General features: G+C 60.1%; 25 protein-coding genes and 2 riboswitches. Of the genes, 9 read left to right on the forward strand and 16 right to left on the reverse strand.

Annotation, left to right across the window (positions count from 1 at the left end):
• Window positions 1-73 precede the first annotated feature (73 nt).
• The 3 genes from gfa to fghA all read left to right on the forward strand — a co-directional run bounded on the left by gfa (window position 74) and on the right by fghA (window position 2054).
• Window positions 74-652 carry an S-(hydroxymethyl)glutathione synthase gene (gene gfa / locus RHIBUN_RS0121770; protein WP_018854931.1) on the forward strand — a complete coding sequence of 193 codons (579 nt, stop codon included), beginning with the start codon at window positions 74-76 and terminating at the stop codon, window positions 650-652.
• Between the two features lie 104 nt (window positions 653-756).
• Complete coding sequence (locus RHIBUN_RS0121775) at window positions 757-1224, forward strand: YaiI/YqxD family protein (RefSeq protein WP_025661158.1); 468 nt, start codon at window positions 757-759, stop codon at window positions 1222-1224.
• Complete coding sequence (gene fghA / locus RHIBUN_RS0121780; protein ID WP_025661159.1) at window positions 1221-2054, forward strand: S-formylglutathione hydrolase; 834 nt, start codon at window positions 1221-1223, stop codon at window positions 2052-2054. Before RHIBUN_RS0121775 ends, fghA begins: the two co-directional genes overlap by 4 nt.
• A gap of 67 nt (window positions 2055-2121) precedes the next feature.
• Here the strand turns inward: fghA and RHIBUN_RS0121785 are convergent, their stop codons facing one another.
• The 7 genes from RHIBUN_RS0121785 to crcB form a co-directional block, all read right to left on the reverse strand.
• Window positions 2122-2508 (reverse strand): DoxX family protein, encoded by a 387-nt coding sequence (locus RHIBUN_RS0121785; RefSeq protein ID WP_018854928.1) that lies wholly within the window; start codon window positions 2506-2508, stop codon window positions 2122-2124.
• Window positions 2509-2634: 126 nt separating this feature from the next.
• Window positions 2635-4167, reverse strand: coding sequence for an acyl-CoA carboxylase subunit beta (locus RHIBUN_RS0121790; protein WP_025661160.1), 1533 nt, complete (start codon window positions 4165-4167; stop codon window positions 2635-2637).
• A 32-nt stretch (window positions 4168-4199) separates the two neighbouring features.
• Entirely contained in the window at window positions 4200-4655 is a 456-nt protein-coding gene (locus tag RHIBUN_RS0121795) for a hypothetical protein (protein WP_025661161.1), read from the reverse strand.
• Between the two features lie 70 nt (window positions 4656-4725).
• Window positions 4726-5511 (reverse strand): ATP12 family chaperone protein, encoded by a 786-nt coding sequence (locus tag RHIBUN_RS0121800; RefSeq protein ID WP_025661162.1) that lies wholly within the window; start codon window positions 5509-5511, stop codon window positions 4726-4728.
• Window positions 5512-5519: 8 nt separating this feature from the next.
• Window positions 5520-6173 carry an HAD-IA family hydrolase gene (locus RHIBUN_RS0121805; protein WP_018854924.1) on the reverse strand — a complete coding sequence of 218 codons (654 nt, stop codon included), beginning with the start codon at window positions 6171-6173 and terminating at the stop codon, window positions 5520-5522.
• Complete coding sequence (locus tag RHIBUN_RS0121810; protein ID WP_018854923.1) at window positions 6170-7165, reverse strand: RluA family pseudouridine synthase; 996 nt, start codon at window positions 7163-7165, stop codon at window positions 6170-6172. Before RHIBUN_RS0121810 ends, RHIBUN_RS0121805 begins: the two co-directional genes overlap by 4 nt.
• Before the next feature lie 89 nt (window positions 7166-7254).
• The gene (crcB, locus tag RHIBUN_RS0121815) at window positions 7255-7632 is read right to left on the reverse strand and encodes a fluoride efflux transporter CrcB (protein WP_025661163.1); all 378 of its coding nucleotides are present in this window, start codon (window positions 7630-7632) and stop codon (window positions 7255-7257) included.
• A 118-nt stretch (window positions 7633-7750) separates the two neighbouring features.
• Here crcB and RHIBUN_RS0121820 point away from each other — a divergent pair, with 118 nt between their 5' ends.
• From RHIBUN_RS0121820 to RHIBUN_RS0121845, 6 genes are all read left to right on the forward strand, one after another.
• The gene (locus RHIBUN_RS0121820) at window positions 7751-8020 is read left to right on the forward strand and encodes a hypothetical protein (protein ID WP_018854921.1); all 270 of its coding nucleotides are present in this window, start codon (window positions 7751-7753) and stop codon (window positions 8018-8020) included.
• A 113-nt stretch (window positions 8021-8133) separates the two neighbouring features.
• A riboswitch (glycine riboswitch) is annotated at window positions 8134-8221 on the forward strand.
• Window positions 8222-8224: 3 nt separating this feature from the next.
• A riboswitch (glycine riboswitch) is annotated at window positions 8225-8305 on the forward strand.
• A gap of 74 nt (window positions 8306-8379) precedes the next feature.
• A complete protein-coding gene (gene gcvT / locus RHIBUN_RS0121825) occupies window positions 8380-9516 on the forward strand; it encodes a glycine cleavage system aminomethyltransferase GcvT (RefSeq protein WP_025661164.1) in 1137 nt (378 codons plus the stop codon).
• A 23-nt stretch (window positions 9517-9539) separates the two neighbouring features.
• Entirely contained in the window at window positions 9540-9902 is a 363-nt protein-coding gene (gene gcvH / locus RHIBUN_RS0121830; RefSeq protein WP_018854919.1) for a glycine cleavage system protein GcvH, read from the forward strand.
• Window positions 9902-12766, forward strand: coding sequence for an aminomethyl-transferring glycine dehydrogenase (gene gcvP / locus RHIBUN_RS0121835; RefSeq protein ID WP_025661165.1), 2865 nt, complete (start codon window positions 9902-9904; stop codon window positions 12764-12766). The genes gcvH and gcvP overlap by 1 nt, the downstream gene beginning before the upstream one ends.
• Window positions 12767-12836: 70 nt before the next feature.
• Window positions 12837-13109, forward strand: coding sequence for a DUF982 domain-containing protein (locus RHIBUN_RS0121840; RefSeq protein ID WP_051420074.1), 273 nt, complete (start codon window positions 12837-12839; stop codon window positions 13107-13109).
• A gap of 153 nt (window positions 13110-13262) precedes the next feature.
• Complete coding sequence (locus RHIBUN_RS0121845) at window positions 13263-14279, forward strand: glycosyl transferase family 90 (protein ID WP_037217342.1); 1017 nt, start codon at window positions 13263-13265, stop codon at window positions 14277-14279.
• 5 nt (window positions 14280-14284) lie between these two features.
• Here the strand turns inward: RHIBUN_RS0121845 and RHIBUN_RS0121850 are convergent, their stop codons facing one another.
• From RHIBUN_RS0121850 to RHIBUN_RS0121890, 9 genes are all read right to left on the reverse strand, one after another.
• Window positions 14285-15244, reverse strand: coding sequence for a UDP-glucuronic acid decarboxylase family protein (locus RHIBUN_RS0121850; RefSeq protein ID WP_025661168.1), 960 nt, complete (start codon window positions 15242-15244; stop codon window positions 14285-14287).
• Window positions 15245-15318: 74 nt separating this feature from the next.
• Window positions 15319-15936, reverse strand: a complete 618-nt coding sequence (locus RHIBUN_RS0121855; RefSeq protein ID WP_025661169.1) for a LysE family transporter — start codon at window positions 15934-15936, stop codon at window positions 15319-15321.
• Window positions 15937-16074: 138 nt separating this feature from the next.
• Window positions 16075-16467: a Fe-S cluster assembly scaffold SufA gene (gene sufA, locus RHIBUN_RS0121860; protein WP_025661170.1), complete on the reverse strand. Its 393-nt coding sequence runs from the start codon at window positions 16465-16467 to the stop codon at window positions 16075-16077.
• Between the two features lie 77 nt (window positions 16468-16544).
• Window positions 16545-16925 carry an SUF system Fe-S cluster assembly protein gene (locus RHIBUN_RS0121865; protein ID WP_018854912.1) on the reverse strand — a complete coding sequence of 127 codons (381 nt, stop codon included), beginning with the start codon at window positions 16923-16925 and terminating at the stop codon, window positions 16545-16547.
• Window positions 16926-16936: 11 nt separating this feature from the next.
• Entirely contained in the window at window positions 16937-18178 is a 1242-nt protein-coding gene (locus tag RHIBUN_RS0121870; protein WP_025661171.1) for a cysteine desulfurase, read from the reverse strand.
• Between the two features lie 12 nt (window positions 18179-18190).
• Window positions 18191-19465 carry a Fe-S cluster assembly protein SufD gene (gene sufD, locus RHIBUN_RS0121875; RefSeq protein WP_025661172.1) on the reverse strand — a complete coding sequence of 425 codons (1275 nt, stop codon included), beginning with the start codon at window positions 19463-19465 and terminating at the stop codon, window positions 18191-18193.
• Window positions 19466-19488: 23 nt separating this feature from the next.
• A complete protein-coding gene (gene sufC, locus RHIBUN_RS0121880; protein WP_018854909.1) occupies window positions 19489-20244 on the reverse strand; it encodes a Fe-S cluster assembly ATPase SufC in 756 nt (251 codons plus the stop codon).
• A gap of 72 nt (window positions 20245-20316) precedes the next feature.
• Window positions 20317-21786, reverse strand: coding sequence for a Fe-S cluster assembly protein SufB (gene sufB, locus RHIBUN_RS0121885; RefSeq protein ID WP_018854908.1), 1470 nt, complete (start codon window positions 21784-21786; stop codon window positions 20317-20319).
• Between the two features lie 143 nt (window positions 21787-21929).
• Window positions 21930-23093, reverse strand: a complete 1164-nt coding sequence (locus tag RHIBUN_RS0121890) for a cysteine desulfurase family protein (protein WP_025661173.1) — start codon at window positions 23091-23093, stop codon at window positions 21930-21932.
• Window positions 23094-23100 lie beyond the last annotated feature (7 nt).

Here is a 23100-nt window from a genome sequence, read left to right on the forward strand (position 1 = left end):
AAATGGCCTGCGGCTTTTTCGCAAATTGATCCTGATTTGGGAGCCGTGGGCAGCTAAGGAGGAGGAGCTGAACATGCCAAGTCAAGTATCGCTGCACCCCGCCCTCGACGGCGGTGTGAAAAAGGGCCAGGCAAATTTCAACGGCGGCACGCTGGTCTGCGCCTGCGTCGACCGTCCTGTGAAGGTCGCTATCAAGGGTACTATCGCGCACAATCACGCCTGCGGCTGCACGAAATGCTGGAAGCCGAAGGGAGCGGCTTTTTCAGTGGTCGCCGTGACCCCGCATGAGAACGTCACGGTGCTGGAAAATGGCGACAAGCTGCAGGTCGTCGATCCGGATGCGCTGATCCAGCGCCATGCCTGCAAGGCCTGCGGCGTTCATATGTACGGACCGGTGGAGCGCGAACATGCCTTCAAAGGGCTCGATTTCATTCATCCGGAACGCTTTCAGGAGAGTGGCTGGCCGGAGCCGACATTCGCGGCCTTCGTGTCGTCGATCATCGAATCTGGCACGCCGCCTTCGGCGATGGCAGGTGTCCGCGGTCGCCTGAACGAGCTAGGCCTCACGCCCTATGATTGCCTGAACCCAACGCTGATGGATGTCATCGCAACCTGGGTGGCGAAAAAGGCAGGCACACTGAAGGAAGCCTGACGTCTTGAACGAATGGCAGCCGTCGGATTATGAGACCCCGAACGAACCGCCGCTACGCGCCCGTCGGGGCCTCCTAGCGTTTCCATCAAAGCAGATTGAAATTCATGATTTATGTCGATGCAGACGCCTGCCCGGTGAAGCCGGAAATCCTCAAGGTCGCCGAGCGCCACGACATGGAAGTGACCTTCGTGGCGAATTCCGGTCTGCGTCCTTCCCGCGATCCGATGGTGCACAATGTCATCGTCTCGGCCTCGTTCGATGCCGCCGACAACTGGATTGCCGAGCATGCCAGTGTCGGTGACGTGGTCGTCACTGCCGATGTCCCGCTCGCGGTCCGTTGCGTGGCAACTGGCGCGCTCGTCAGCGGTCCGACGGGTCGGGTCTTCGACCATACCAATATCGGCATGGCGAGCGCTATGCGCGATCTCGGCGCTCACCTGAGAGAGACCGGCGAAAGCAAGGGTTACAATGCGGCCTTCGGCCCGAAGGATCGCTCCCGCTTCCTCGAAACTTTCGATCGCCTGTGCCGCCGGGCCAAGGCTCTTACCCCAAAAACGGACGATAAAGAATGAACATAATTTCACAGACGACTGCCTTTGGTGGCATGCAGGGTGTTTTCACGCACGAATCCGACGCCTGCAAGTGCGACATGACTTTTGCAGTTTTCGTCCCACCAAAGGCCATCAAGGAGCCCTGCCCGGTTGTCTGGTATCTCTCAGGCCTAACCTGCACGCATGCAAACGTTATGGAAAAGGGCGAATATCGGCGCATGGCTGCAGAGCTCGGCCTGATCGTCATTTGCCCGGACACGAGCCCGCGCGGCAATGACGTCCCGGATGAGCTTACCAATTGGCAGATGGGCCAAGGCGCCGGTTTCTATCTCGATGCGACGGAAAGGCCTTGGTCGGAAAACTATCAGACGTACACCTACATCACCGAAGAACTTCCGGCCTATGTTAGCCAACACTTCCGCATGGACATGAGCCGCCAGGGCATCTTCGGTCACTCGATGGGCGGTCACGGTGCCATGACCATCGCGCTCCGGAACCCAGATCGGTTCAAGAGCTGCTCGGCTTTTGCGCCCATCGTGGAGCCTTCGACCGCGGATTGGTCGGCCCCAGCGTTTGAGAAATATCTGGGCTCCGACCGTGCCACCTGGCGGAAATATGATGCCTGCGCCTTGGTAAGCGACGGCGCACGTTTTCCCGAGTTCCTGATTGACCAAGGCAAGGCCGATGGCTTCCTAGAGAGCGGGCTGCGTCCATGGCTGTTCGAAGAGGCTGTGAAGGATACTGACATCAAGCTTACCCTGCGCCTGCACGAGCGCTACGATCACTCCTACTACTTCATTTCGACCTTCATGGACGATCATCTGAAGTGGCACGCGGAGCGTCTTGCCTGAGGCGGCAAAAAAACAGGTAGCGAGCCGCAGCCGCGGCCGGTAAAGCCGGCCACGGCATTTTATTGCATCAGGCGGAGGCCTTGCGCCCCTCGACCGACAGAGCACCGGGGCCAGCGAAGAAGATGAACAGGAAGATGAAGCTGAACAGAATTGCCGCCTCGCCACCGTTCAGAGCCGGCCAGAACGCTTTCGATCCGTGCGCCATGAAGTAGGCAACAGCCATCTGGCCCGAAAGGATGAAGGCGACCGGCCGCGTAAACAGCCCGATCAGCACCAGCAGGCCACCGACCACTTCGAGCAAAGCGGCGACCAGCAGCAAGGGCGGCAGCGGGCCGTCCATCTGCGCGGCCGGGAACGCGAAAAGCTTCATCGTTCCATGCTCGATAAACAGCAGCGCAGTGATGATGCGCAGAGCGGCAAGCGCGTAGGACTGGTAGGCGCTCAGTCGTTCCATGTAGACTCTCCTTTTGAATAAAGACAGCGGAGGGTTAGCTGCTTCGCCAAGAGGAAAGAAGACACGGATCGTTGACGGGCGATCACTTCCTGTTGATTTTCCTTGGCTTTCCCCACTTTATTCTCCTTAAAGCGGAATATTGTCGTGCTTCTTCCAAGGATTGCTCAGGTCTTTATTGCGAAGCATCTTTAGGCCCCGCGCCAGCCGTCGGCGTGTGGAATGCGGCATGATGACCTCGTCCACGTAACCGCGCTCGGCAGCGACGAACGGAGAAAGGAACCGATCTTCGTACATCTTCGTATGCGCGCTGATCTTTTCGGGATCGGCGATATCCTTGCGGAAGATGATTTCGACGGCCCCCTTCGCGCCCATCACGGCGATCTGAGCCGTCGGCCAAGCGTAGTTCAAGTCCCCCCTCAAATGCTTGGATGCCATGACGTCATAGGCCCCGCCGAACGCCTTGCGCGTGATGACGGTGAGCTTCGGCACCGTCGCCTCCGCATAGGCGAACAGCAGTTTCGCACCATGTTTGATCAGCCCGCCATATTCCTGGGCGGTTCCAGGCAGGAAGCCGGGCACGTCTACAAAGGTTACGATCGGAATGTTGAAGCAGTCGCAGAAGCGGACGAACCGGGCTGCCTTTCGCGACGCATCGCTGTCGAGCACGCCGGCGAGCACCATCGGCTGGTTTGCCACGAAACCGACAGTCGAGCCTTCGATCCGACCGAAGCCGCAGACGATATTCTTGGCGAAGCTCGCCTGGATCTCGAAGAAATCACCCTCATCCACCGTCTTTAGGATCAATTCCTTGATGTCGTAGGGCTTGCTCGCGTTCGTTGGCACCAGTGTGTCGAGCGATGCATCGGCATCTGTCACCGACTGGTAACATTCGATTTCGGGCACCGGTGATGTGTTCGACTGCGGTAGCACGTCGATGAGTCGCCGAACCTGCAGCAACGCCTCGACGTCATTGTCGTAGGCGCCGTCGGCAATCGAGGATTTGGTCGTATGCACCGAGGCGCCACCGAGTTCTTCCGCGGTGACGGTCTCATTCGTCACCGTCTTCACCACGTCGGGGCCGGTCACGAACATGTAGGAGGTATCACGGACCATGAAGATGAAATCGGTCATGGCGGGCGAGTAGACGTCACCGCCGGCACATGGACCCATGATGACCGAGATTTGCGGAATGACGCCGGAGGCGAGCACATTGCGCTGAAAGACCTCCGCATACCCGCCCAGCGCCGCCACGCCTTCCTGGATACGCGCGCCGCCGGCATCATAGATGCCGATGATCGGCGCTCTGTTCTTGAGCGCCATATCCTGAACCTTCATGATCTTCTCGGCATGCGCTTCCGAGAGCGAACCGCCGAACACCGTGAAGTCCTTCGCGAAGACGAATACCGTTCGCCCGTTCACCGTTCCCCAACCGGTGACCACGCCGTCACCGGCGATCCGCGTCTTGTCCATGCCAAAATCGTTGGATCGATGCTCGACAAACATGTCGAACTCCTCAAAGGAGTCTTCGTCCAGGAAAAGATCGATCCGCTCACGTGCCGTCAGCTTGCCGCGCTGATGCTGCGCGTCGATACGCACCTTGCCTCCACCGAGCCGTGCAATGCCGCGCCGGCGTTCGAGTTCCTCAAGAATTTCCTTCATGGATACTCCTCGCCGCGGATCACGCGGCTGGTTCAAGCGCGTCCGGCGCTCAGTGAGAAAGCGGAACGAATGCGAGCGGCGATATCCTCGGCGAGGATCTCGTCGGCTGCCGTTGGACTACTGGAGAAGCTTGTCACTTCAAACGCACTGACGGCGATGACCGAACCATCGTCGACGGAGGCGGCATCGACGCTGACCTTTGCGACATTCCGGCTCTTGTCGAAGCCCTGGCCCTTTTCGACAAAAAGGATCCGGATTGTCAGCACAACGCGCGGATAGACGTCTGTTCGCACCGTAGCGTTTATCGCGGCATTTACCCGATCGCCGACACCGGCAAGGATTGCTGGCGGGATCTTCTGCGCGCTGACAACGACAGCGCTTCGCACGTCATAGACCGGGGCGGGTTGCTCCTTTGCGAAAATCGAGCACGAGGCAAGCGCGATGCAAACCAGCGCCACCGGTAAAAAGCACGACTTGACCCAGCTCATTAAGAAAATCCGCATCCGCCCCCAATAGACTCGCAGATTTTCGCGATAACCCGGCTCAACGCAATATGTTTCAGCCCTTCAAGGCCAAAAAAACGTCCGCAGCGGCTTTGAAGTCCTCAAAGCGCTTCGCGCGCCGCTCTTCGGCTTCTTCGTCACTGCCCCAATGCTCGATCGTCCAATCCTCATCGAGATGCGCGAGCGACCAAACCTTGTCCGCCGGCAGAGTGCCATCGGCGAAGGCAAGCGCCAGCAGCGCGGAGCCGGTCAGTGTCGTGATGGTGTGCAAGGCCGCCAGGGTCGTCGCATCGTCGTGCCGCCTCAATGCTGCGGAATACGCAGAAATTGCTTCCGGCGGCTGGTCATGGTGCATGACGCCTTCGATCAGGATGAAGCGCGCGCCGAGCGAGTTGCCGGCCCAATCGAGCACCGGGTCCCAAAGATCTCTCTGGCGCTCGACGAGGGCTTGCGGGGCTTCGGCACGATAGCAAAGCAGATCGCTCGAGGAGAAGCGCACGATATCGTCGAAGACGGCTTGCGTGTCGGCTGCAACTCCGTCGATGGCGGTGTTGACGAGCCGAGTCACAGGCATGGTCGAGGGGTCGATCACCTCAACCTGCGCCTCCCATTCGTGTACCAAAAGCTCCGCAAGTGGCTTCGTCGCGACAACAAGCAGTTTGCGCGCTGGCGTACGAATGGCCTTGCCGTCCAGCTCGATGGAATGGCCTTCGTCGACTTCCGCGATCGTGACAGCCTTGTAGAAGCGCTTCGGCAACGGCTTCTTCATCTGGATCTGGGCACGGCGAATAGGGTCCGGATGGCTCAATCCTTCCGCCAGGTCGTTCAACAGATCACGCATGCTTCACCTCAGGAAAAATGCTTCAAAACGTCACTCGGGTGACGAACAATGCCGTCGGCCCCTGCAGACACCAGATCGTCCACGCTCGCATAGCCCCACGACACGCCAACCGCTTTCGCGCCCGCGGCCTTCGCCATCTGCATATCGTAGATGGCATCGCCGATAACAATCGCATCGGCGGGATTCATGCCGATCTCGCTGCAGCACTCCATTACCATAGCTGGATGGGGCTTCGATGGGCAGTCGTCAGCCGTGCGCGAAACGATAAAATGGGGTGCGAAACCGTGTGTTTCGAGAATGTGGACAAGACCGCGACGCGACTTGCCCGTTACCGCTCCGATCAGGATGTCATCGTTCTGCGCCAATTCATCGATCAACGGCCTGATGCCATTGAACAGCGGCACGTCCATTCCAGGTTCGTCACGAACACCGGCATAGATCGTCTTGTAGTGTGCCGTCATCGCGATCGCTTCGTCGTCCACGTGCGGCTTTCCCTGCATCCGCGCAATGGCGATATCCAGCGTCAGTCCGATGATCGACTTCGTCAACGAGACATCCGGCCTATCGTATCCGAAGTGCACGAAGGTCCGCGCCATCACCTCATGGATCAGTGCTGCGCTGTCGACCAGCGTGCCGTCACAATCGAAGAGCGCCAGTCTCATTCGTCATCGGCTCCGTCGGCAGAGTTCTCATCAAATCCCAGCAGGTTCCAGGTCTGGACCATATGCGGAGGCAGCGGCGCGGTGATGCGAAGGCGCCCTCCGGACGGATGCGGGATGTCGATGTGGCGTGCGTGCAGGTGCAGTCGCTTTTGAACGCCGCCGGGAAAATCCCAGTTCGGATCATCGTCGAAATATTTGGGATCCCCAATGATCGGGTGACCGATATGGAGCGCATGGACGCGAAGCTGATGCGTACGGCCGGTATAGGGCTCCATTTCAAGCCAGGCGAGCCTCTGCGCCGCCGTCTCGACCACGCGGTAGTAGGAAACGGCGTGGTCGGCGCCTTCCTCACCATGCTTGGCAATCCGCATGCGGTCGCCATCCGGCGTTGCTTCCTTCACAAGCCAAGTCGAGATCTTGTCCTCGCGCTTGCGCGGTACCCCCTTCACGAGCGACCAGTAGGTCTTCTTCGTGTCGCGTTCCCGAAAGGCGGCTGTCAGCTTCTGGGCGGCGCCGCGGGTGCGTGCGATGACCAGGACACCCGATGTGTCCCTGTCCAAGCGATGCACCAGGCGCGGCTTCTCGCCTTTCGGACTGGTCCAGGCTTCGAGCATCTTGTCGATATGGCGTGTCACGCCTGAGCCGCCCTGCACCGCAAGGCCCGCGGGCTTGTTAAGGACGATGACCTTGTCGTCTTCGTGCAGCACCATCCGCGACAACAGTTCGAAATCGCCGGAGTGCTTGAGATCGCGGCCAGCGATCGGTCCGGTTTTCGCCTTGGCATCGACATCAAGCGGTGGCACGCGCACCATCTGTCCGGGCTGCACACGCGTGTCGCTTTTCACTCGCCCACCGTCGACGCGAACCTGTCCGGAGCGAAGCAGCTTCTGGAGCGGGCCGAAACCGAGGCCCGGGAAGTGCACCTTGAACCAGCGGTCGAGCCGCATGCCCGCCTCATCCGGCTCCACCTTTTTGTGTTCAATACCCGCCATACGTCATCTTTCGGAAAATGGTTTCCGCGCACGGCGCGGCCTTTGCGGCTGGCTTTAGAGCATTTTTGCCGAAAACGGAAACCGTAATCTCACAAGATCGCGCGCATGAGTGCCAGTCCGCCGATCACGGCGGCCAAGGAGAGGCCGACGCTGGCGGCGATATAGATCGCGCTGGCGACAGTTGCGCCACGCTCGCAGAGCGAAATTGCATCGAGCGAGAACGAGGAGAAGGTTGTAAGACCGCCGAGGAAGCCGGTGATCAGTAGCAGGCGCAATTCCGGCGAGGCATCGAAGCGCCGGACGATCATCTCCGCGAATACGCCGATGATGAAGCAGCCAACAACGTTGACGGTCAGTGTCCCCCACGGAAATGCCGGCCCTGCAATCCTGAGAGCCAACTGGCCGACATAGTATCTAAGCACGGAACCGATCGCACCGCCGACGGCGACAAGGAAGGCCTGAATCATGGATCTACTCTGTTTTGACGCGCGGGACATTCCAATCATCTGCGGGGAAGATCAAGATGCATAAAATGCTAGCGGTTGATTTAGCCAGTTAAGAACCCCCGCGCCTTATCGTGTCACCATGACAGTCTTGGTTGGCAGCATATCCGCAAGCACCGCCGCCGCAGCGTTTGAAACGCTTCGGATTCCACAGCGTGTGTCCGCAAGCACCTCTGCCAAAGAGTCTCGCCGCGCCGCCGATCGTCAAACCAAGGCAGCCAGCGGCCAGGACGTCGAAGAGCCCGCCAATATCATTCAATCGACGGAAGTCGCGCTGGATCTCATGACAATGGGGCAAAGGCAGCCGCAGGCCGGGTTGAAACAGGCCCTGGAATTCTACAGCGAGAGCTGAGCGTCGCCGGATTTTCTCACCCGCAGCGACCTATCATTAGGAGCGCGCGACAAAAATTTGTTCGGCGGCGACATTCCCCCTTGCCAACTACAGCCCTGGCCAGATAATTGCCCTCGACCTTGTTGGGAGAAGCTGGTCGTCTACGACCGGTGCCGAAGGAGCAACCGCCCCGGAAACTCTCAGGCCAAAGGACCAGCAAGGGGCAGACGGAACTCTGGAGAGAAGCGTTCTCGAAACGCTCGCCGAAGGGATAACAATCTCAGGCACAGGGACAGAGGGGGCTCGAAGTACAAGGCGCAACTGCGTCTGAAGATTTGAGCCCGCGCATGGAATTCCAGGCGCAAACCCCGGAGGCGTCGTTGGACGATACTGCTGCCCTCAAGAAAACCCCGCTGCATCAGCTGCATCTGTCACTTGGCGCCCGTATGGTGCCGTTTGCAGGCTATGACATGCCGGTGCAATATCCGGCCGGTGTGATGAAGGAGCACATCCAGACCCGCACGTCCGCCGGTGTTTTCGACGTGTCCCATATGGGCCAGGTCGTCATCAAGGCAAAGTCCGGAAAGTATGAGGACGCCGCGCTGGCGCTGGAAAGCCTCGTTCCGGTCGATATCCTCGGCCTCGCGGAAGGTCGCCAACGCTACGGTTTCTTCACCGATGAGAACGGCGGAATTCTCGACGACCTTATGATCACCCATCTCGACGATCACTTGTTCGTCGTCGTCAATGCGGCCTGCAAGGATGACGACCTTGCCCATCTCCAGAAGCATATCGGCGATAGCTGCGACATCACGCTCCTTGATCGCGCGCTGATCGCCCTCCAGGGACCGCGCTCCGTCGAGGTGCTCGCGGAACTGTGGGCAGATGTCGCCGCGATGAAATTCATGGACGTGCGCCACTGCCGGCTGCACGACGTTTCCTGTCTGGTCTCCCGCTCCGGCTACAGCGGCGAGGACGGCTTCGAAATCTCCATTCCCAAAGACAAGGCGGAGGATGTCGCCAAGCGGTTGCTTGAACATCCGGACGTCGCGCCGATCGGGCTTGGCGCTCGTGACAGCCTGCGCCTTGAGGCCGGCCTCTGCCTGTATGGCAACGACATCGACACGACCACCACGCCCGTGGAAGCCGCGCTTGAATGGGGAATGCAGAGGGCCCGCAAGTCCGGCGGCACTCGCGCCGGCGGTTTCCCCGGCGCTGATCGCATTCTGCGCGAGTTGGAAAGCGGCGCGACCCGCCGGCGTGTCGGCCTGAAGCCCGAGGGCAAGGCCCCGGTTCGCGGCCACGCCAAGCTCTTTGCGGATTCCGAAGGCAAGACGGAAATCGGCGAAGTGACCTCGGGTGGCTTCGGCCCCTCGGTCGAGGGGCCCGTTGCGATGGGTTATGTGCAGCTTCCCCACGCAGCCGTTGGAACGCAAGTTTACGCCGAAGTGCGCGGCAAATACCTGCCTGTCACGGTCAGCGCCCTTCCCTTCATCACACCGACCTACAAACGCTGAAACATTTTCCGGAGAGAACAATCATGCTGAAATTTACCGAAGAACACGAGTGGTTGAAAATCGAAGGCGCTGTCGCAACGGTCGGTATTACCAATTATGCCGTCGATCAGCTTGGCGACCTCGTTTTCGTCGAACTGCCTGAAGTTGGCGCCACCTTCTCCAAGAACGACAACGCGGCCACCGTCGAGTCCGTCAAGGCTGCTTCCGACGTCTATTGTCCGCTCGATGGTGAGATCACCGAAGTCAATCCTGCGATCGTCGCCGATCCGTCGCTGGTCAATTCCGATCCCCAGGGCGCCGGCTGGTTCTTCAAGCTGAAGCTGGCAAACGCCACCGATGCCGATGGCCTGCTCGATGAAGCGGCCTACAAGGAGCTCACCGCCTAATGACGACGCCGACCGAATTCCAGTTTACAGACTACCAGCCGTATGACTTCGCCAACCGTCGCCATATTGGCCCCTCGCCGGCTGAAATGGCTGACATGCTTGGTGTCATCGGCTACAGCAGCCTCGACGGGCTGATCGACGCCACCGTGCCGCCCTCCATCCGTCAGAAGGCGCCGCTTGTCTGGGGCGCGCCGATGACGGAACGCGAGGCGCTCGACAAGCTGCGCGAGACGGCCAACATGAACAAGGTGCTCGTCTCGCTGATTGGCCAAGGCTATTACGGCACGATCACGCCGCCGGTTATCCAGCGCACCATCCTGGAAAACCCCGCCTGGTATACGGCCTATACGCCCTACCAGCCGGAAATCAGTCAGGGCCGCCTCGAGGCGCTGCTCAATTACCAGACCATGATCTGCGACCTCACCGGTCTCGATGTCGCCAACGCCTCGCTGCTCGATGAAGCGACTGCTGCTGCCGAGGGCATGGCAATGGCGGAGCGCGTCTCCAAGTCGAAGGCGAAGGCCTTCTTCGTAGATGCCGCCTGCCATCCGCAGACGATCGAGCTGATCAAGACCCGCGCAGAACCGCTCGGCTGGAGCGTCATCGTCGGCAATCCGTTCATCGATCTGGACCCGGTCGACGTCTTCGGCGCCATCTTTCAGTATCCGGGCACGCATGGCCATGTTCATGATTTCACCGGCCTGATTTCGCGCCTGCATCAGACCGGTGCCATCGCGATCGTCGCAGCCGACATCCTGGCTCTGACGCTTCTGAAGTCACCCGGGGAAATGGGCGCCGACATCGCCATCGGCAATTCTCAGCGCTTCGGCGTTCCTGTTGGATATGGCGGCCCGCATGCGGCCTACATGTCGGTCAAGGACGCACACAAGCGCTCCATGCCCGGCCGTCTCGTCGGTGTTTCCGTCGATGCTCGCGGTAACCGCGCCTATCGCCTGTCGCTGCAGACCCGCGAACAGCATATTCGTCGCGAAAAGGCGACGTCGAACATTTGCACAGCGCAGGTGCTGCTTGCCGTCATGGCCTCGATGTACGCCGTCTTCCATGGCCCGAAGGGCATCAAGGCGATCGCACAGCAGGTTCATCAGAAGGCCGTGCTGATGGCCAAAGGCCTGGAAAAGCTCGGCTACACCATCGAGCCCGAAACTTTCTTCGACACCATTACCGTCGATGTCGGCCATATGCAGGGCCTCATCATGCGGGCAGCCGTCGCCGAAGGTGTGAACCTGCGCAAGGTCGGCGCGACGAAGATCGGCATGAGCCTTGACGAGCGTACGCGCCCGGCAACGCTGGAAGCCGTCTGGCGCGCCTTCGGCGGCAATTTTGCTGTCGGCGACTTCGAGCCGAGCTATCGCCTGCCGAAGGGCCTCGCCCGCACCAGCGAGTACCTGACGCATCCGATCTTCCACATGAACCGCGCCGAAAGCGAGATGACCCGTTACATCCGCCGGCTGTCGGACCGCGATCTGGCGCTCGATCGCGCGATGATCCCGCTCGGCTCCTGCACGATGAAGCTGAACGCTACAGCGGAAATGCTGCCGATCACCTGGCCTGAGTTCTCGGATATTCATCCGTATGTTCCAGCCGATCAGGCGCGCGGTTATCGCGAGATGATCGACGATCTGACGGAAAAGCTCTGCGCCGTAACCGGCTATGATGCCTTCTCCATGCAGCCGAACTCCGGCGCGCAGGGCGAATATGCTGGGCTGCTGACGATCCGCAACTACCATATCGCCAACGGCAACGGCCATCGCGACGTTTGCCTCATCCCGACGTCGGCGCACGGCACCAATCCTGCCTCGGCACAGATGGTCGGCATGAAGGTCGTGGTCGTCAAGGTTCGTGAGAACGGCGACATCGACATGGATGATTTCCGCGCCAAGGCGGAGCAGTATTCGGTGAACCTCTCCTGCTGCATGATCACCTACCCGTCGACACACGGCGTCTTCGAGGAAACCGTCAAGGAAATCTGCGACCTCGTGCACACGCATGGTGGCCAGGTTTATCTCGACGGTGCCAACATGAACGCCATGGTCGGCTTGTCCCGCCCTGGTGACATCGGTTCCGACGTCAGCCACCTCAACTTGCACAAGACGTTCTGTATCCCGCATGGCGGCGGCGGCCCGGGCATGGGTCCGATCGGCGTCAAGGCGCATCTGGCACCCTACCTTCCGGGTCATCTGGAAACCGACGGTCGTAAGGGCGCGGTATCGGCTGCGGCTTTCGGCTCGGCATCGATCCTGCCGATCTCCTGGAGCTACTGCCTGATGATGGGCGGCGAAGGCCTGACGCAGGCAACGAAGGTGGCGATCCTCAACGCCAACTACATCGCCGCACGGCTGAAGGGCGCCTACGACGTGCTCTACAAGTCCGAGGCCGGGCGCGTGGCGCATGAGTGCATCATTGACACGCGCCCGCTGGTCGATAGCGCCGGCGTGACGGTCGACGACGTCGCAAAGCGCCTGATCGACTGCGGCTTCCACGCCCCGACCATGAGCTGGCCGGTCGCCGGCACGCTCATGATCGAGCCAACGGAGTCGGAAACTAAAGCCGAACTCGACCGCTTTTGCGAGGCGATGCTGGCGATCCGCCAGGAGGCCCGCGACATCGAGGAAGGTCGCTCGGACAAGGTCAATAACCCGCTGAAGAACGCCCCGCACACAGTCGAGGATCTCGTCGGCGAATGGGATCGTCCTTATTCGCGCGAACAGGCCTGCTTCCCACCCGGCGCCTTCCGCGTCGACAAGTACTGGTCACCGGTCAACCGCGTCGACAACGTCTTCGGCGACCGCAACCTGATTTGTACCTGCCCGCCGGTTGAGAGCTACGCGGAAGCTGCTGAGTAACATCCGAACGGCCTTCCCTTTTCAGGGAGGGCCGTTCCGCACTTACACTGGAAATGAAGGTCCGCGCGGAATGCCAAAAGACGACAGCGATTCTCTGACGCAGGCTCCCTGGCCAAAGCCGGTCCTGCTTGCCCTTGAAGAGCCGGGCAACTACGTGACGATCGCAACGACGCAGGCGGCCTCCTGGACGATGATCGAGGATTGGCCGACCGAAGACGGTCCGGCGCTCGACCGCGCCTTGTTGATCTGCGCCGACGTCGTCAAGGGCAAGCGCACGAACGAGGATGCACGACGTGCCTTCATAGAAGCTGCCGTCGAAGCGGGCATCGACATCAAGAGCTGACAACCGGTCCAACCTCCCTTGGACCAAGCCTTCGTTCGGTACCGGCTTGCGCGCTGCATGCGCACACACGCGATCTGTTCTTTGGCCCCAATCCACCATATTGATTGCCGCGCGTCAGCGATCGTTTGACGATTGTCGCGTAAGCTCAGGAATATGATGACGTATTCTTCCACCCTCAACCCGCTTCGCCTCTACAGCACGCGACGGGTTGCACCCTATTTCAGGCGCGAGTTCAAACGGGTCGGCGCCAAGCCGCCAAAGGTACGCATTGGTTACACCGATGCCGGGAATCCGCCTCGAGATGTTCGGATCGAGCGGCATGGGCAGCAGTTCATCCTCGTTCTCGAGAGCGCCGCGACACGGTGGTTTTCCGGATACATGCGGTACAAGGTCTGCAGCTATGCCTATTGGCTGAGCCTGTGTCCGCCAGAGGTGAGGTACATCACCGTGAACGCCTCGGATGGAGAGGCGGTCTCCAACGCACGATTTGCGGCGTCCGTGCGGTTGCCTCAGCATGTGGGGCTGCCAGATCCGCACTTCTTCCAGAACGACGGCTTTGCCGCCGAGTTGGAGCGCGGCCAGACAGCGCCGCGCTGGGAGGAGCGCTCGAACGACATCGTCTGGCGCGGCGGCATGAATGGCTGCGGCTGGGCGAGCTTTTCGCCGGAAGACATCAACAATCCCGCCGTCCTTCAGAGGATCCGGATGGTCTTGCAACTCAGGGACATGGCGGGACTGGACGTCAAGTTCGTCGATCTCCATCCGACTGCGGACGACTACGGCACGCTGGCGGACCGGCAAAAGCTTCTGGGGCAGCCGATTGCGGCCCAAAGTTGGCTTGGGCGCAAGTTCGCGATTGATATCGATGGCTATACCAACACCTGGTCGAACCTCCTGGTGCGCATGCTCTACGGATGCTGCGTGCTGAAGGTCGAGTCACAATTCGGCTTTCGCCAGTGGTATTATGACGAACTCAAGCCGTTCGAACACTATGTACCGGTCGCTGCCGACATGTCGGACTTTCGCGAGAAGATCGATTGGGTGCGCAGCCACCAAATCGAAGCCAAGGCCATTGCGGAACGTGGTCAGGCGCTGGCACGTAAGCTTACTTTCGCAACCCAGGCGCGGCGCGCCGCCAACCTCATCGAAGAACACTGGGATCGGGACTAACTGGCTTAAACGGCTGCCAGTACCGGTGCCTCACGAACGGTCTTGAAGTAGGCAATGGTGCGCGTCAGGCCGTCGCGGAGCGGAACGCTCGGCGTCCAGTCCAAAAGCCGCCTCGCCTTTTCGATATCCGGCAACCTCTGACGCGGATCGTCTACGGGTAGAGGGCGATGGATGATGCGTGAATTGGAGTTGGTCAATTCGAGGATGAGGTCCGCCAACTGTCGGATCGTAAACTCTTCCGGATTGCCAAGATTGATCGGACCCGTAACATCCGGACGACCGCTCATCATGGCCATCAGACCCGCGACCAGGTCATCCACGTAGCAAAACGACCGCGTCTGTGTTCCGTCGCCATAGACGGTGATGTCGTCGCCCGATAGCGCCTGCTTGATGAAATTTGCGACAACCCTTCCATCGGCGGGATGCATGTGCGGCCCGTAGGTGTTGAAGATGCGCACGACCTTGATCGGTAGTCCGAACTGGCGGCGATAGTCGAAAAACAATGTCTCGGCGCTCCGCTTCCCCTCGTCATAGCAAGCACGCGGGCCAATCGGATTGACGTTGCCCCAGTAGTTTTCCGATTGCGGATGGACATGGGGATCGCCATAAACCTCCGATGTCGATGCCTGCAATACCGGAATATTCCTGTCTCGAGCCAGCTCGAGCATGTTGAGCGCGCCGACGACACTCGTCTTCAACGTGGCGATCGGGTCGGCCTGATAATGGACCGGTGAGGCTGGGCATGCGAGGTTATAGATCTCGTCAACCTCGAGGTTCACGGCCTCGTTCACGTCCTGAGTAAGCAAGCTGAAGGCGGGGTTATTGAGCAATTCCGCGACATTGTGCATGGAGCCCGTCGAGAAATTATCCATGCAGACAACCCGATGCCCTCCGTCGAGCAGCCTTCTGCAAAGATGTGTGCCGACGAAGCCGGCGCCGCCGGTAACAAGAATGCGTTTATTCATAGTGGCTTGCGCTTGTTTGTGACGTCGCAGGCCTATCGCGGATTCTGCCTGCCTTCAAGGGAGCCGGCCTGAAACTAGAGGAGCGAGTAGGCTGCTGAGGCGAGCGCTGCGAGGCCGAAGAGTATCAGCAGATAGCTTGTTCCGCGCACGACCTTTGCTGTGAAATTCATTGGCAATTTGCCCCTGGCGACACTGACCGTACCGCTCAGAAGAAACCACCAAGCAAGCGATCCGCTGAAGACGCCGCCCACGATCACGGCCGAGCTGAAACGCCGCGTTTCCTCCGTCAACCCGAAACCGGCGAACAGCGCGCCAAAGGAGAGAATGGTGGCCGGGTTGGAGATTGTCAGAAAAAACGTTGCAGCTGTTGTGCCCAGGAGGCCCGCCGCCCTGACATTTGCAGCCCTGACCGGATCGTGCGTCAGCCCTCGATAGCCCAGCGCCAGGAGCAATAAGCCTCCGCCAATCGCCAGAGGCAGCGTTGCTACCGACATGGCCTGCTCGAAGACCGCGATTCCGGTTACTGCGACCAGGGCATAACCGGCATCACCGAGTGCCGTTCCGAGGCCACAGGAGAAGCCAGCAGTAAAGCCGCGCTCCAATGTACGATTGATACACAGCATTCCAATCGGCCCCAGCGGGGCCGTGATGATGACGCCCAGCAGGGCGCCCTTCGCAAACAGCAATAGCATTGGTCAGTCGCTTCCCCTCCACAGGAGACAATCCCGCGGACTTTCGAAAGAGAGCCTTTAAGGCGCTATTGCGAAGAGGTAAAATCAAAAAGGCCGCCGAACCGGCGGCCTCATCGAGAATTCGAATGATTGTGACAATCAGTGCGCAGGCACGACAGCATTGCCCTGGGCAGCAAGCGCCGCAAGGTCTGCAGGCTTCAGTTCCACGGATTCGCCGCAGCCGCACGCAGACGTCTGGTTTGGATTGGTAAAGGTAAAACCGGAGCGCAACGTCGTGCTCTCGAAGCCCATTTCGGTGCCGAGGAGATAGAGCACTGCTGATGGTTCGACCCAGACCTTGGCGCCATCCCGCTCGATCAAATCGTCCTTGGCGTTCGGATCGGTCACGAGGTCGATGGTATACTCCATCCCTGCACAGCCGCCCTTCTTGATCCCGACGCGAATGCCTTTGGCCTCTGGTCCGGAGTTCTCGACGATCGCCTTCACGCGGTTCGCAGCGGTCTCCGTCATGCTCATGATTGCAAAGCCCATGGGCCTTTTCTCCTTCCGCGCACGGATTCAAGCTCCGGCGTTTCATGATTCAAATGTAGTGCCAGTAGCTTAACCGATCAATACCAGCCGACGGCGACCTGCGCCTCTTCCGACATTCTGTCCGGCGTCCACGGCGGATCGAAGGTCATCTCGACCTCGACGCCGGATACGCCCTCAACCGCGCCGACCGCGTTCTCCACCCAACCCGGCATCTCACCGGCAACGGGGCAGCCCGGCGCAGTCAGCGTCATCATGATCTTCACCATGCGATCGTCTTCGATGTCGATCTTGTAGACCAGCCCAAGCTCGAAAATGTCAGCCGGAATTTCAGGGTCATAGACCGTCTTGAGCGCCGAAATTACGTCGTCGCTCAGCCGCGCCAGTTCGTCGGCCGGAATGCTGGAATGCACGATGCCTTCGCGCACGTCGATCTTCTGTTCGCTTTCGTCCAAGCTCATATGGACACTCCTTAGGCAAAGAACTTGCGCGCATAATCAAGCGCATCTGCCAAGGCATCGACCTCGGCCCGTGTATTGTACATCCCGAAGGACGCGCGGCATGTGGAGGTGACGCCGAAGCGTTTCAAGAGCGGCATGGCGCAATGCGTGCCCGCGCGGACGGCAACACCCTGACGGTCGATTACCATCGACACGTCATGTGCATGCAGACCGGCAAGCTCGAAGGAGAAGATACCACCTTTGCCCGGCGCCGTGCCGAACACCCGCAACGAATTGACCGCCTGCAGCCGCTCCGCGGCGTAGGCCGCGAGATCAGCCTCATGGCGCGCGATCGCCTCGCGGCCAACCTTTTCCATGTAGTCGAGCGCATAGCCGAGCCCGATCGCCTGGACGATTGGCGGCGTGCCAGCTTCGAAGCGATGTGGCGGATCGTTGTAGGTCACGGCATCCTCTGTCACCTCGAAGATCATCTCGCCGCCGCCCTGGAAGGGCCGCATCTCGCGAAGCCGCTCCTTCTTGCCATACAGCACGCCGATGCCCGACGGCCCGTAAAGCTTATGGCCGGTCATCACGTACCAGTCGCAATCGATATCCTGCACGTCGACAGGCATATGGACGGCGCCCTGCGAACCATCGACCAGTACAGGAATGCCGCGCTCATGCGCGATCCGGCAGATTTCCTTGACCGGAACCACCGTGCCGAGCGCATTCGACATATGCGTGATCGCGACGAGCTTGGTCCGCTCCGTCAGGCTCTTTTCGAAATCCTCGACGTGGAAAGCACCCTCGTCGTCGACGGGTACCCAGACCAGCTTGGCACCCTGCCGCTCACGGATGAAATGCCACGGTACGATGTTGGAGTGATGCTCCATGATCGAGATGACGATCTCGTCGCCCTCGCCGAGCTTGGGCATGCCCCAGCCATAGGCGACGGTGTTGATCGCTTCCGTTGAAGACTTCGTGAACACGATGTCGTTGATATCAGGCGCGTTCAGGAAGCGCCGGATCTTCTCGCGAGCGCCCTCATAGGCGTCCGTAGCCGCATTCGACAGGAAATGCAGACCACGATGAACGTTCGCATACTCGTTCGAATAGGCGTGGGAAATCGCGTCGATGACGGCCTGCGGCTTCTGGGCGGAGGCGCCGTTGTCGAGATAGACCAGCGGCTTGCCATAGACTTCCTTCGCAAGGATCGGGAAATCCTTGCGAATGGCTTCGACGTCGTATGCGGTTGCCGGAACTATCTTGTCCATGACGCTATCCGATCAGGCGTGCTTTTCGAGCCAGGCCGAGATGACGCCTTCCAGCGCCTCGACCAGAGCTTCGTCTTCCAGTTCCTCGACGATTTCGGCAACGAAGGCATTGACGAGCATGGCGCGCGCCTTGTTCTCCGGAATGCCGCGCGCCATCATGTAGTAGAGATGGTTGTAGTCGATGTCGGCAACGGTTGCACCGTGACCGCACTGAACGTCGTCAGCGAAGATCTCGAGCTCCGGCTTCACCGAGAACTCGGCGTCGTCAGATATCAATAGCGTGTTGCACGCCATCTTCGCGTCGGTCTTCTGCGCATCGGGCGCAACGCGGATCATACCCTGGAATACACCCTTGGCGCGGTCGAAGACGACGTTACGGATTACTTCGGTGGAACCTGTATGCGGGACGTTATGGCCGAGAACCATGGTAACGTCCGTATGCGTTTCAGCGCCCAGCAGGTTGATCCCGCGAAGCGTCAGATCGGCGCCCTCGCCAGTCACCTTGATGTGCAGTTCCTGGCGAACCAGCTTGCCGCCGGCATTGATGACGAACAGCTTCAGCTTGGCATCGGCGCCGAGATCGACACGGATCTGGCCGAGGTGCGTATCATCAGCGCCCTGTTGCTGGGTGATGATCCAGGTGAGCTCGGTACCCTCGCCAACCGTGATGTCACTGATGTGGGACACGAAAGCCGAATCCGAAGTCACTGCAAGGTGACGTTCGATGACCGTCGCCTTTACGTTCGCGCCGAAGGTGACCGGCAGGCGCGTATGCGTCTGGCCGCCAGCGTGAACAAACTGGATCTCAAGCGGTTCGTCAAACGTCGTTTCCGAGGCAACGTCAATGACGTAGCCATCGCGAACGAAGCTGCCGTTGATCCGGCCGATCGCGTCGTCATTGCCGAGCGCGCCGAGGCTGGTGGCAGCCGTGCCGTTGGAGAGCTGAGCCGCATAGCCTGATATGTCCAGACCATCGACCGAAGCCTTAAGATCTGGAACACCCTGAATAACCGACAAAACGGAGGACTCTTCGACCAGCGGGTCGCGAGCTTCGGAGCCGGCGTCGCCAGCCTGATCCGGAATGGCGCGCAGCAGGGTCTTGAGGTCGGTATAGTGCCAGGCCTCGATGCGGCGCGTCGGCAAACCGGCCTTCTTCAGGTCGTCAAGCAGCCTGTCCCGGATGGCGATGACCGAACCGTCGCCCGGCAGTTCGCCGATCTGGTTGTTGAAAGCCTCGATGAGCGCCGCTTCCGCGGCGGTCTGGCGGCTCGTCGTCTGCATGTTCATGAGACTCGTCCTTTCCGCCTCAATCAGGCTGCCGCACCGATGATGTCGGCGTAGCCATTGGCTTCCAGCTCGTGCGCCAGCGTCTTGTCGCCCGACTTGATCACTTGCCCCTTGTAGAGAACGTGAACGGTATCAGGGACGATGTAGTCGAGCAGGCGCTGGTAGTGCGTGATGACGACGACAGCGCGATCCGGCGAACGCAGCGCGTTGACGCCGTCGGCAACGATTTTCAGCGCGTCGATGTCGAGACCGGAGTCGGTTTCGTCGAGAACGCAAAGCTGTGGCTGCAGGAGGGCCATCTGCAGGATTTCGGCGCGCTTCTTCTCACCGCCGGAGAAACCGACGTTCAGCGGGCGCTTCAGCATTTCAGTGTTGATCTGCAGCTTGCCGGCTGCGTCCTTGACGAGGCGCATGAAGTCCGGCGTCTTCAGCTCTTCTTCGCCGCGCGCCTTGCGCTGCTCGTTCATCGCAACCTTGAGAAACTGCATGGTGGCAACCCCCGGAATTTCGACCGGGTACTGGAAGGCCAGGAAGATGCCCTTGGCGGCACGCTCGGCAGCGTCGAGCTCCAGAATGCTTTCGCCGTTGTAGAGGATGTCGCCTTCGGTGACTTCGTAGTCTTCGCGGCCGGACAGGATGTAGGAGAGCGTCGACTTGCCGGAGCCGTTCGGGCCCATGATGGCGGCCACTTCGCCGGCCTTCACGGTGAGGTTCAAGCCGCGGATGATCTCGGTGCCGTCTTCGGCGATGCGGGCGTGCAGGTTCTTAATTTCAAGCATGGTGTTTTCCCATAAAAAGCAATCGGAGAAAGGCGCGATCCACGCGCCCTCGCGCATTCATGTCGTGTCGCGTCAGCCGACGCTGCCTTCAAGCGAGATGCTGATGAGCTTCTGCGCTTCGACAGCAAATTCCATCGGCAGTTCCTGCAGGACTTCCTTGACGAAGCCGTTGACGATCAGGGCGATCGCCGCTTCCTCCGGAATGCCGCGCTGCAGGCAATAGAAGAGCTGGTCTTCCGAGATCTTCGAGGTGGTCGCCTCGTGCTCGAACTGCGCCGTGGAGTTCTTCGCCTCGATATAGGGAACCGTGTGGGCGCCGCACTTGTCGCCAATCAGCAGCGAGTCGCACTGCGTGAAGTTGCGGGCGTTGGATGCCTTGCGGTGCGCCGAGACCTGGCCGCGATAGGTGTTTTGCGACACGCCCGCAGCGATGCCCTTGGAGATGATACGGCTCGACGTGTTCTTGCCGAGATGGATCATCTTCGTGCCGCTATCGACCTGCTGGTGGCCGTTGGAGACGGCGATCGAGTAGAACTCGCCTCTGGAGTCATCGCCGCGCAGGATGCAGGATGGGTACTTCCAGGTGATAGCCGAACCGGTCTCGACCTGCGTCCACGAAATCTTCGAGCGGTCGCCACGGCAATCGCCGCGCTTGGTGACGAAGTTGTAGATGCCGCCCTTGCCCTGCGCATCGCCCGGATACCAGTTCTGGACCGTCGAGTACTTGATCTCGGCATCATCGAGCGCAACGAGCTCAACGACAGCGGCATGCAGCTGGTTTTCGTCGCGCTGCGGCGCGGTGCAGCCTTCGAGGTAGGAGACATATGCGCCTTCCTCGGCGATGATCAGCGTGCGTTCGAACTGGCCCGTATTCTTTTCGTTGATGCGGAAATAGGTGGACAGCTCCATCGGGCAGCGAACGCCCTTCGGAACGAACACGAACGAACCATCGGTGAAGACGGCCGAGTTCAGGGTCGCGTAGTAATTGTCGGAGGTCGGAACGACGGAGCCGAGGTACTTCTGCACCAGTTCCGGATGCTCGCGAATGGCTTCCGAGATCGACATGAAGATCACGCCGGCCTTCTTCAGCTCTTCCTTGAAGGTCGTGACAACGGAGACAGAGTCGAAGACGGCATCGACGGCGATCTTCGGCTTCTCGACGCCAGCCAGGATTTCCTGCTCCTTGAGCGGAATGCCAAGCTTTTCGTAGACCTTGAGGATTTCAGGATCGACTTCGTCAAGCGACTTCGGGCCGGGCGTGCTTTTCGGCGCGGCGTAGTAATAGATGTCGTTGAAATCGATCTTCGGATAATCGACGCGAGCCCAGGTGGGCTCCTCCAAGGTCAGCCAGCGCTTGTAGGCTTCCAGACGCCATTCGAGCATCCACTCCGGCTCCTGCTTCTTGGCGGAGATGAAACGGATGATGTCTTCGGACAAGCCCTTGGGCGCCTTGTCCATTTCGATAATGGTCTCGAAACCGTATTTGTATTGATCGACGTCAATCTGACGAACGCGATCAACCGTTTCCTGGACGGCGGGCATGTCATTCTCCAATCTCGCCGGAGAAAAGGTCCGGCAGCTTGTCGTTCGGGCAGTATCGTTTGCCCCGTATGTAGGTGGCCAAAAGGGACTTTTCAGCCCGAATGGCAAGCGGAAAATTGCGTTTCCGCAAATTTATGAAGCGGTCAAGCCGCCTCCCCGGCCGGCTTGCGCCGAGCGGCTATTTTCGCGAAGACCGAAATCGCCTTGTCGATCTCCTCTTCGGTGGTGGCAAAGCCCAACGAAATGCGCAAAGCGCCGAGCTTTGGGTCTCGCCCCATGGCAACCAGGACATGGCTCTCTCCGACCTTGCCGGACGAGCAGGCAGACCCGGCAGAAAGCGCCACACCTTCGAGATCGAAGGCGATCTGGCCCGTTTCGGCCTTCAGCCCCGGAAGGGTGAAGAAAGTCGTGTTCGAAACGCGCTGGCCCTCGGAGCCGTAGATGACGACATCAGGTGCCGCGCCTCGCATTCCGGTTTCCAGTCGGTCACGGAGCACCGAGATCGCTTCGTTGCGTGCCTCAAATTCCATCGCAGCTTCGGCGGCAGCACCAAACCCGATCACCGCAAGCGAGTTCTCAGTCCCCGAGCGGTGACCCTTCTCCTGGCCGCCGCCATGGATCAGCGGTCGCGGCATCAGCACTTCACCGCGCGTGACAAGCGCACCGGCGCCTTTCGGGCCGCCGATCTTGTGCGATGAGACGATTAGGAAATCGGCGCCGAGCGCGTTGATATCCAGCTTCAAGCGACCGGCTGCCTGTACGGCATCGACAACAAGAAGGCAGCCATGCGCCTGCACCAGCTTCGCAACCTCGGCAATCGGTTGGACGATGCCGGTCTCGTTGTTAACGAGCATGACCGCGACCATCGGCAACCCGGCCGACTTGTCATGAGCGGCAAGCGAAGCACCAAGCGCATCGAGATCGACGACGCCGGCCTCCGTCACCGGAATTTCCGCCGTCTGTTCCTTCGGGAAGCGACCGCCTTCCCGCACCGCAGGATGCTCGACGGCAGAATAGTAAAGCTGGCTGACTTTAAGCGGCGTGCGCCCCATCCTGAACTCGGGCGTCAGCACCATATTGGCTGCCTCTGTCGCGCCGCTCGTAAAGATTACATGGGCCGGATCAGCCCCTGCAAGTGCCGCCACCTGGCGTCGTGCATGCTCGATCGCAGCACGAACGGCTCGGCCTTCGCCGTGGACCGAGTTTGGATTGCCGAACAGGTCCAACGCGCGCAGGACCGCGTCGCGCGCATTCGGATGCAGCGGCGAAGTCGCGTTCCAATCGAGATAAAGGCGTGGCGGCGCCATGATCTTT

The organism is Rhizobium sp. IBUN, assembly GCF_000510625.1.
Classification (GTDB): Bacteria; Pseudomonadota; Alphaproteobacteria; order Rhizobiales; family Rhizobiaceae; genus Rhizobium; species Rhizobium altiplani.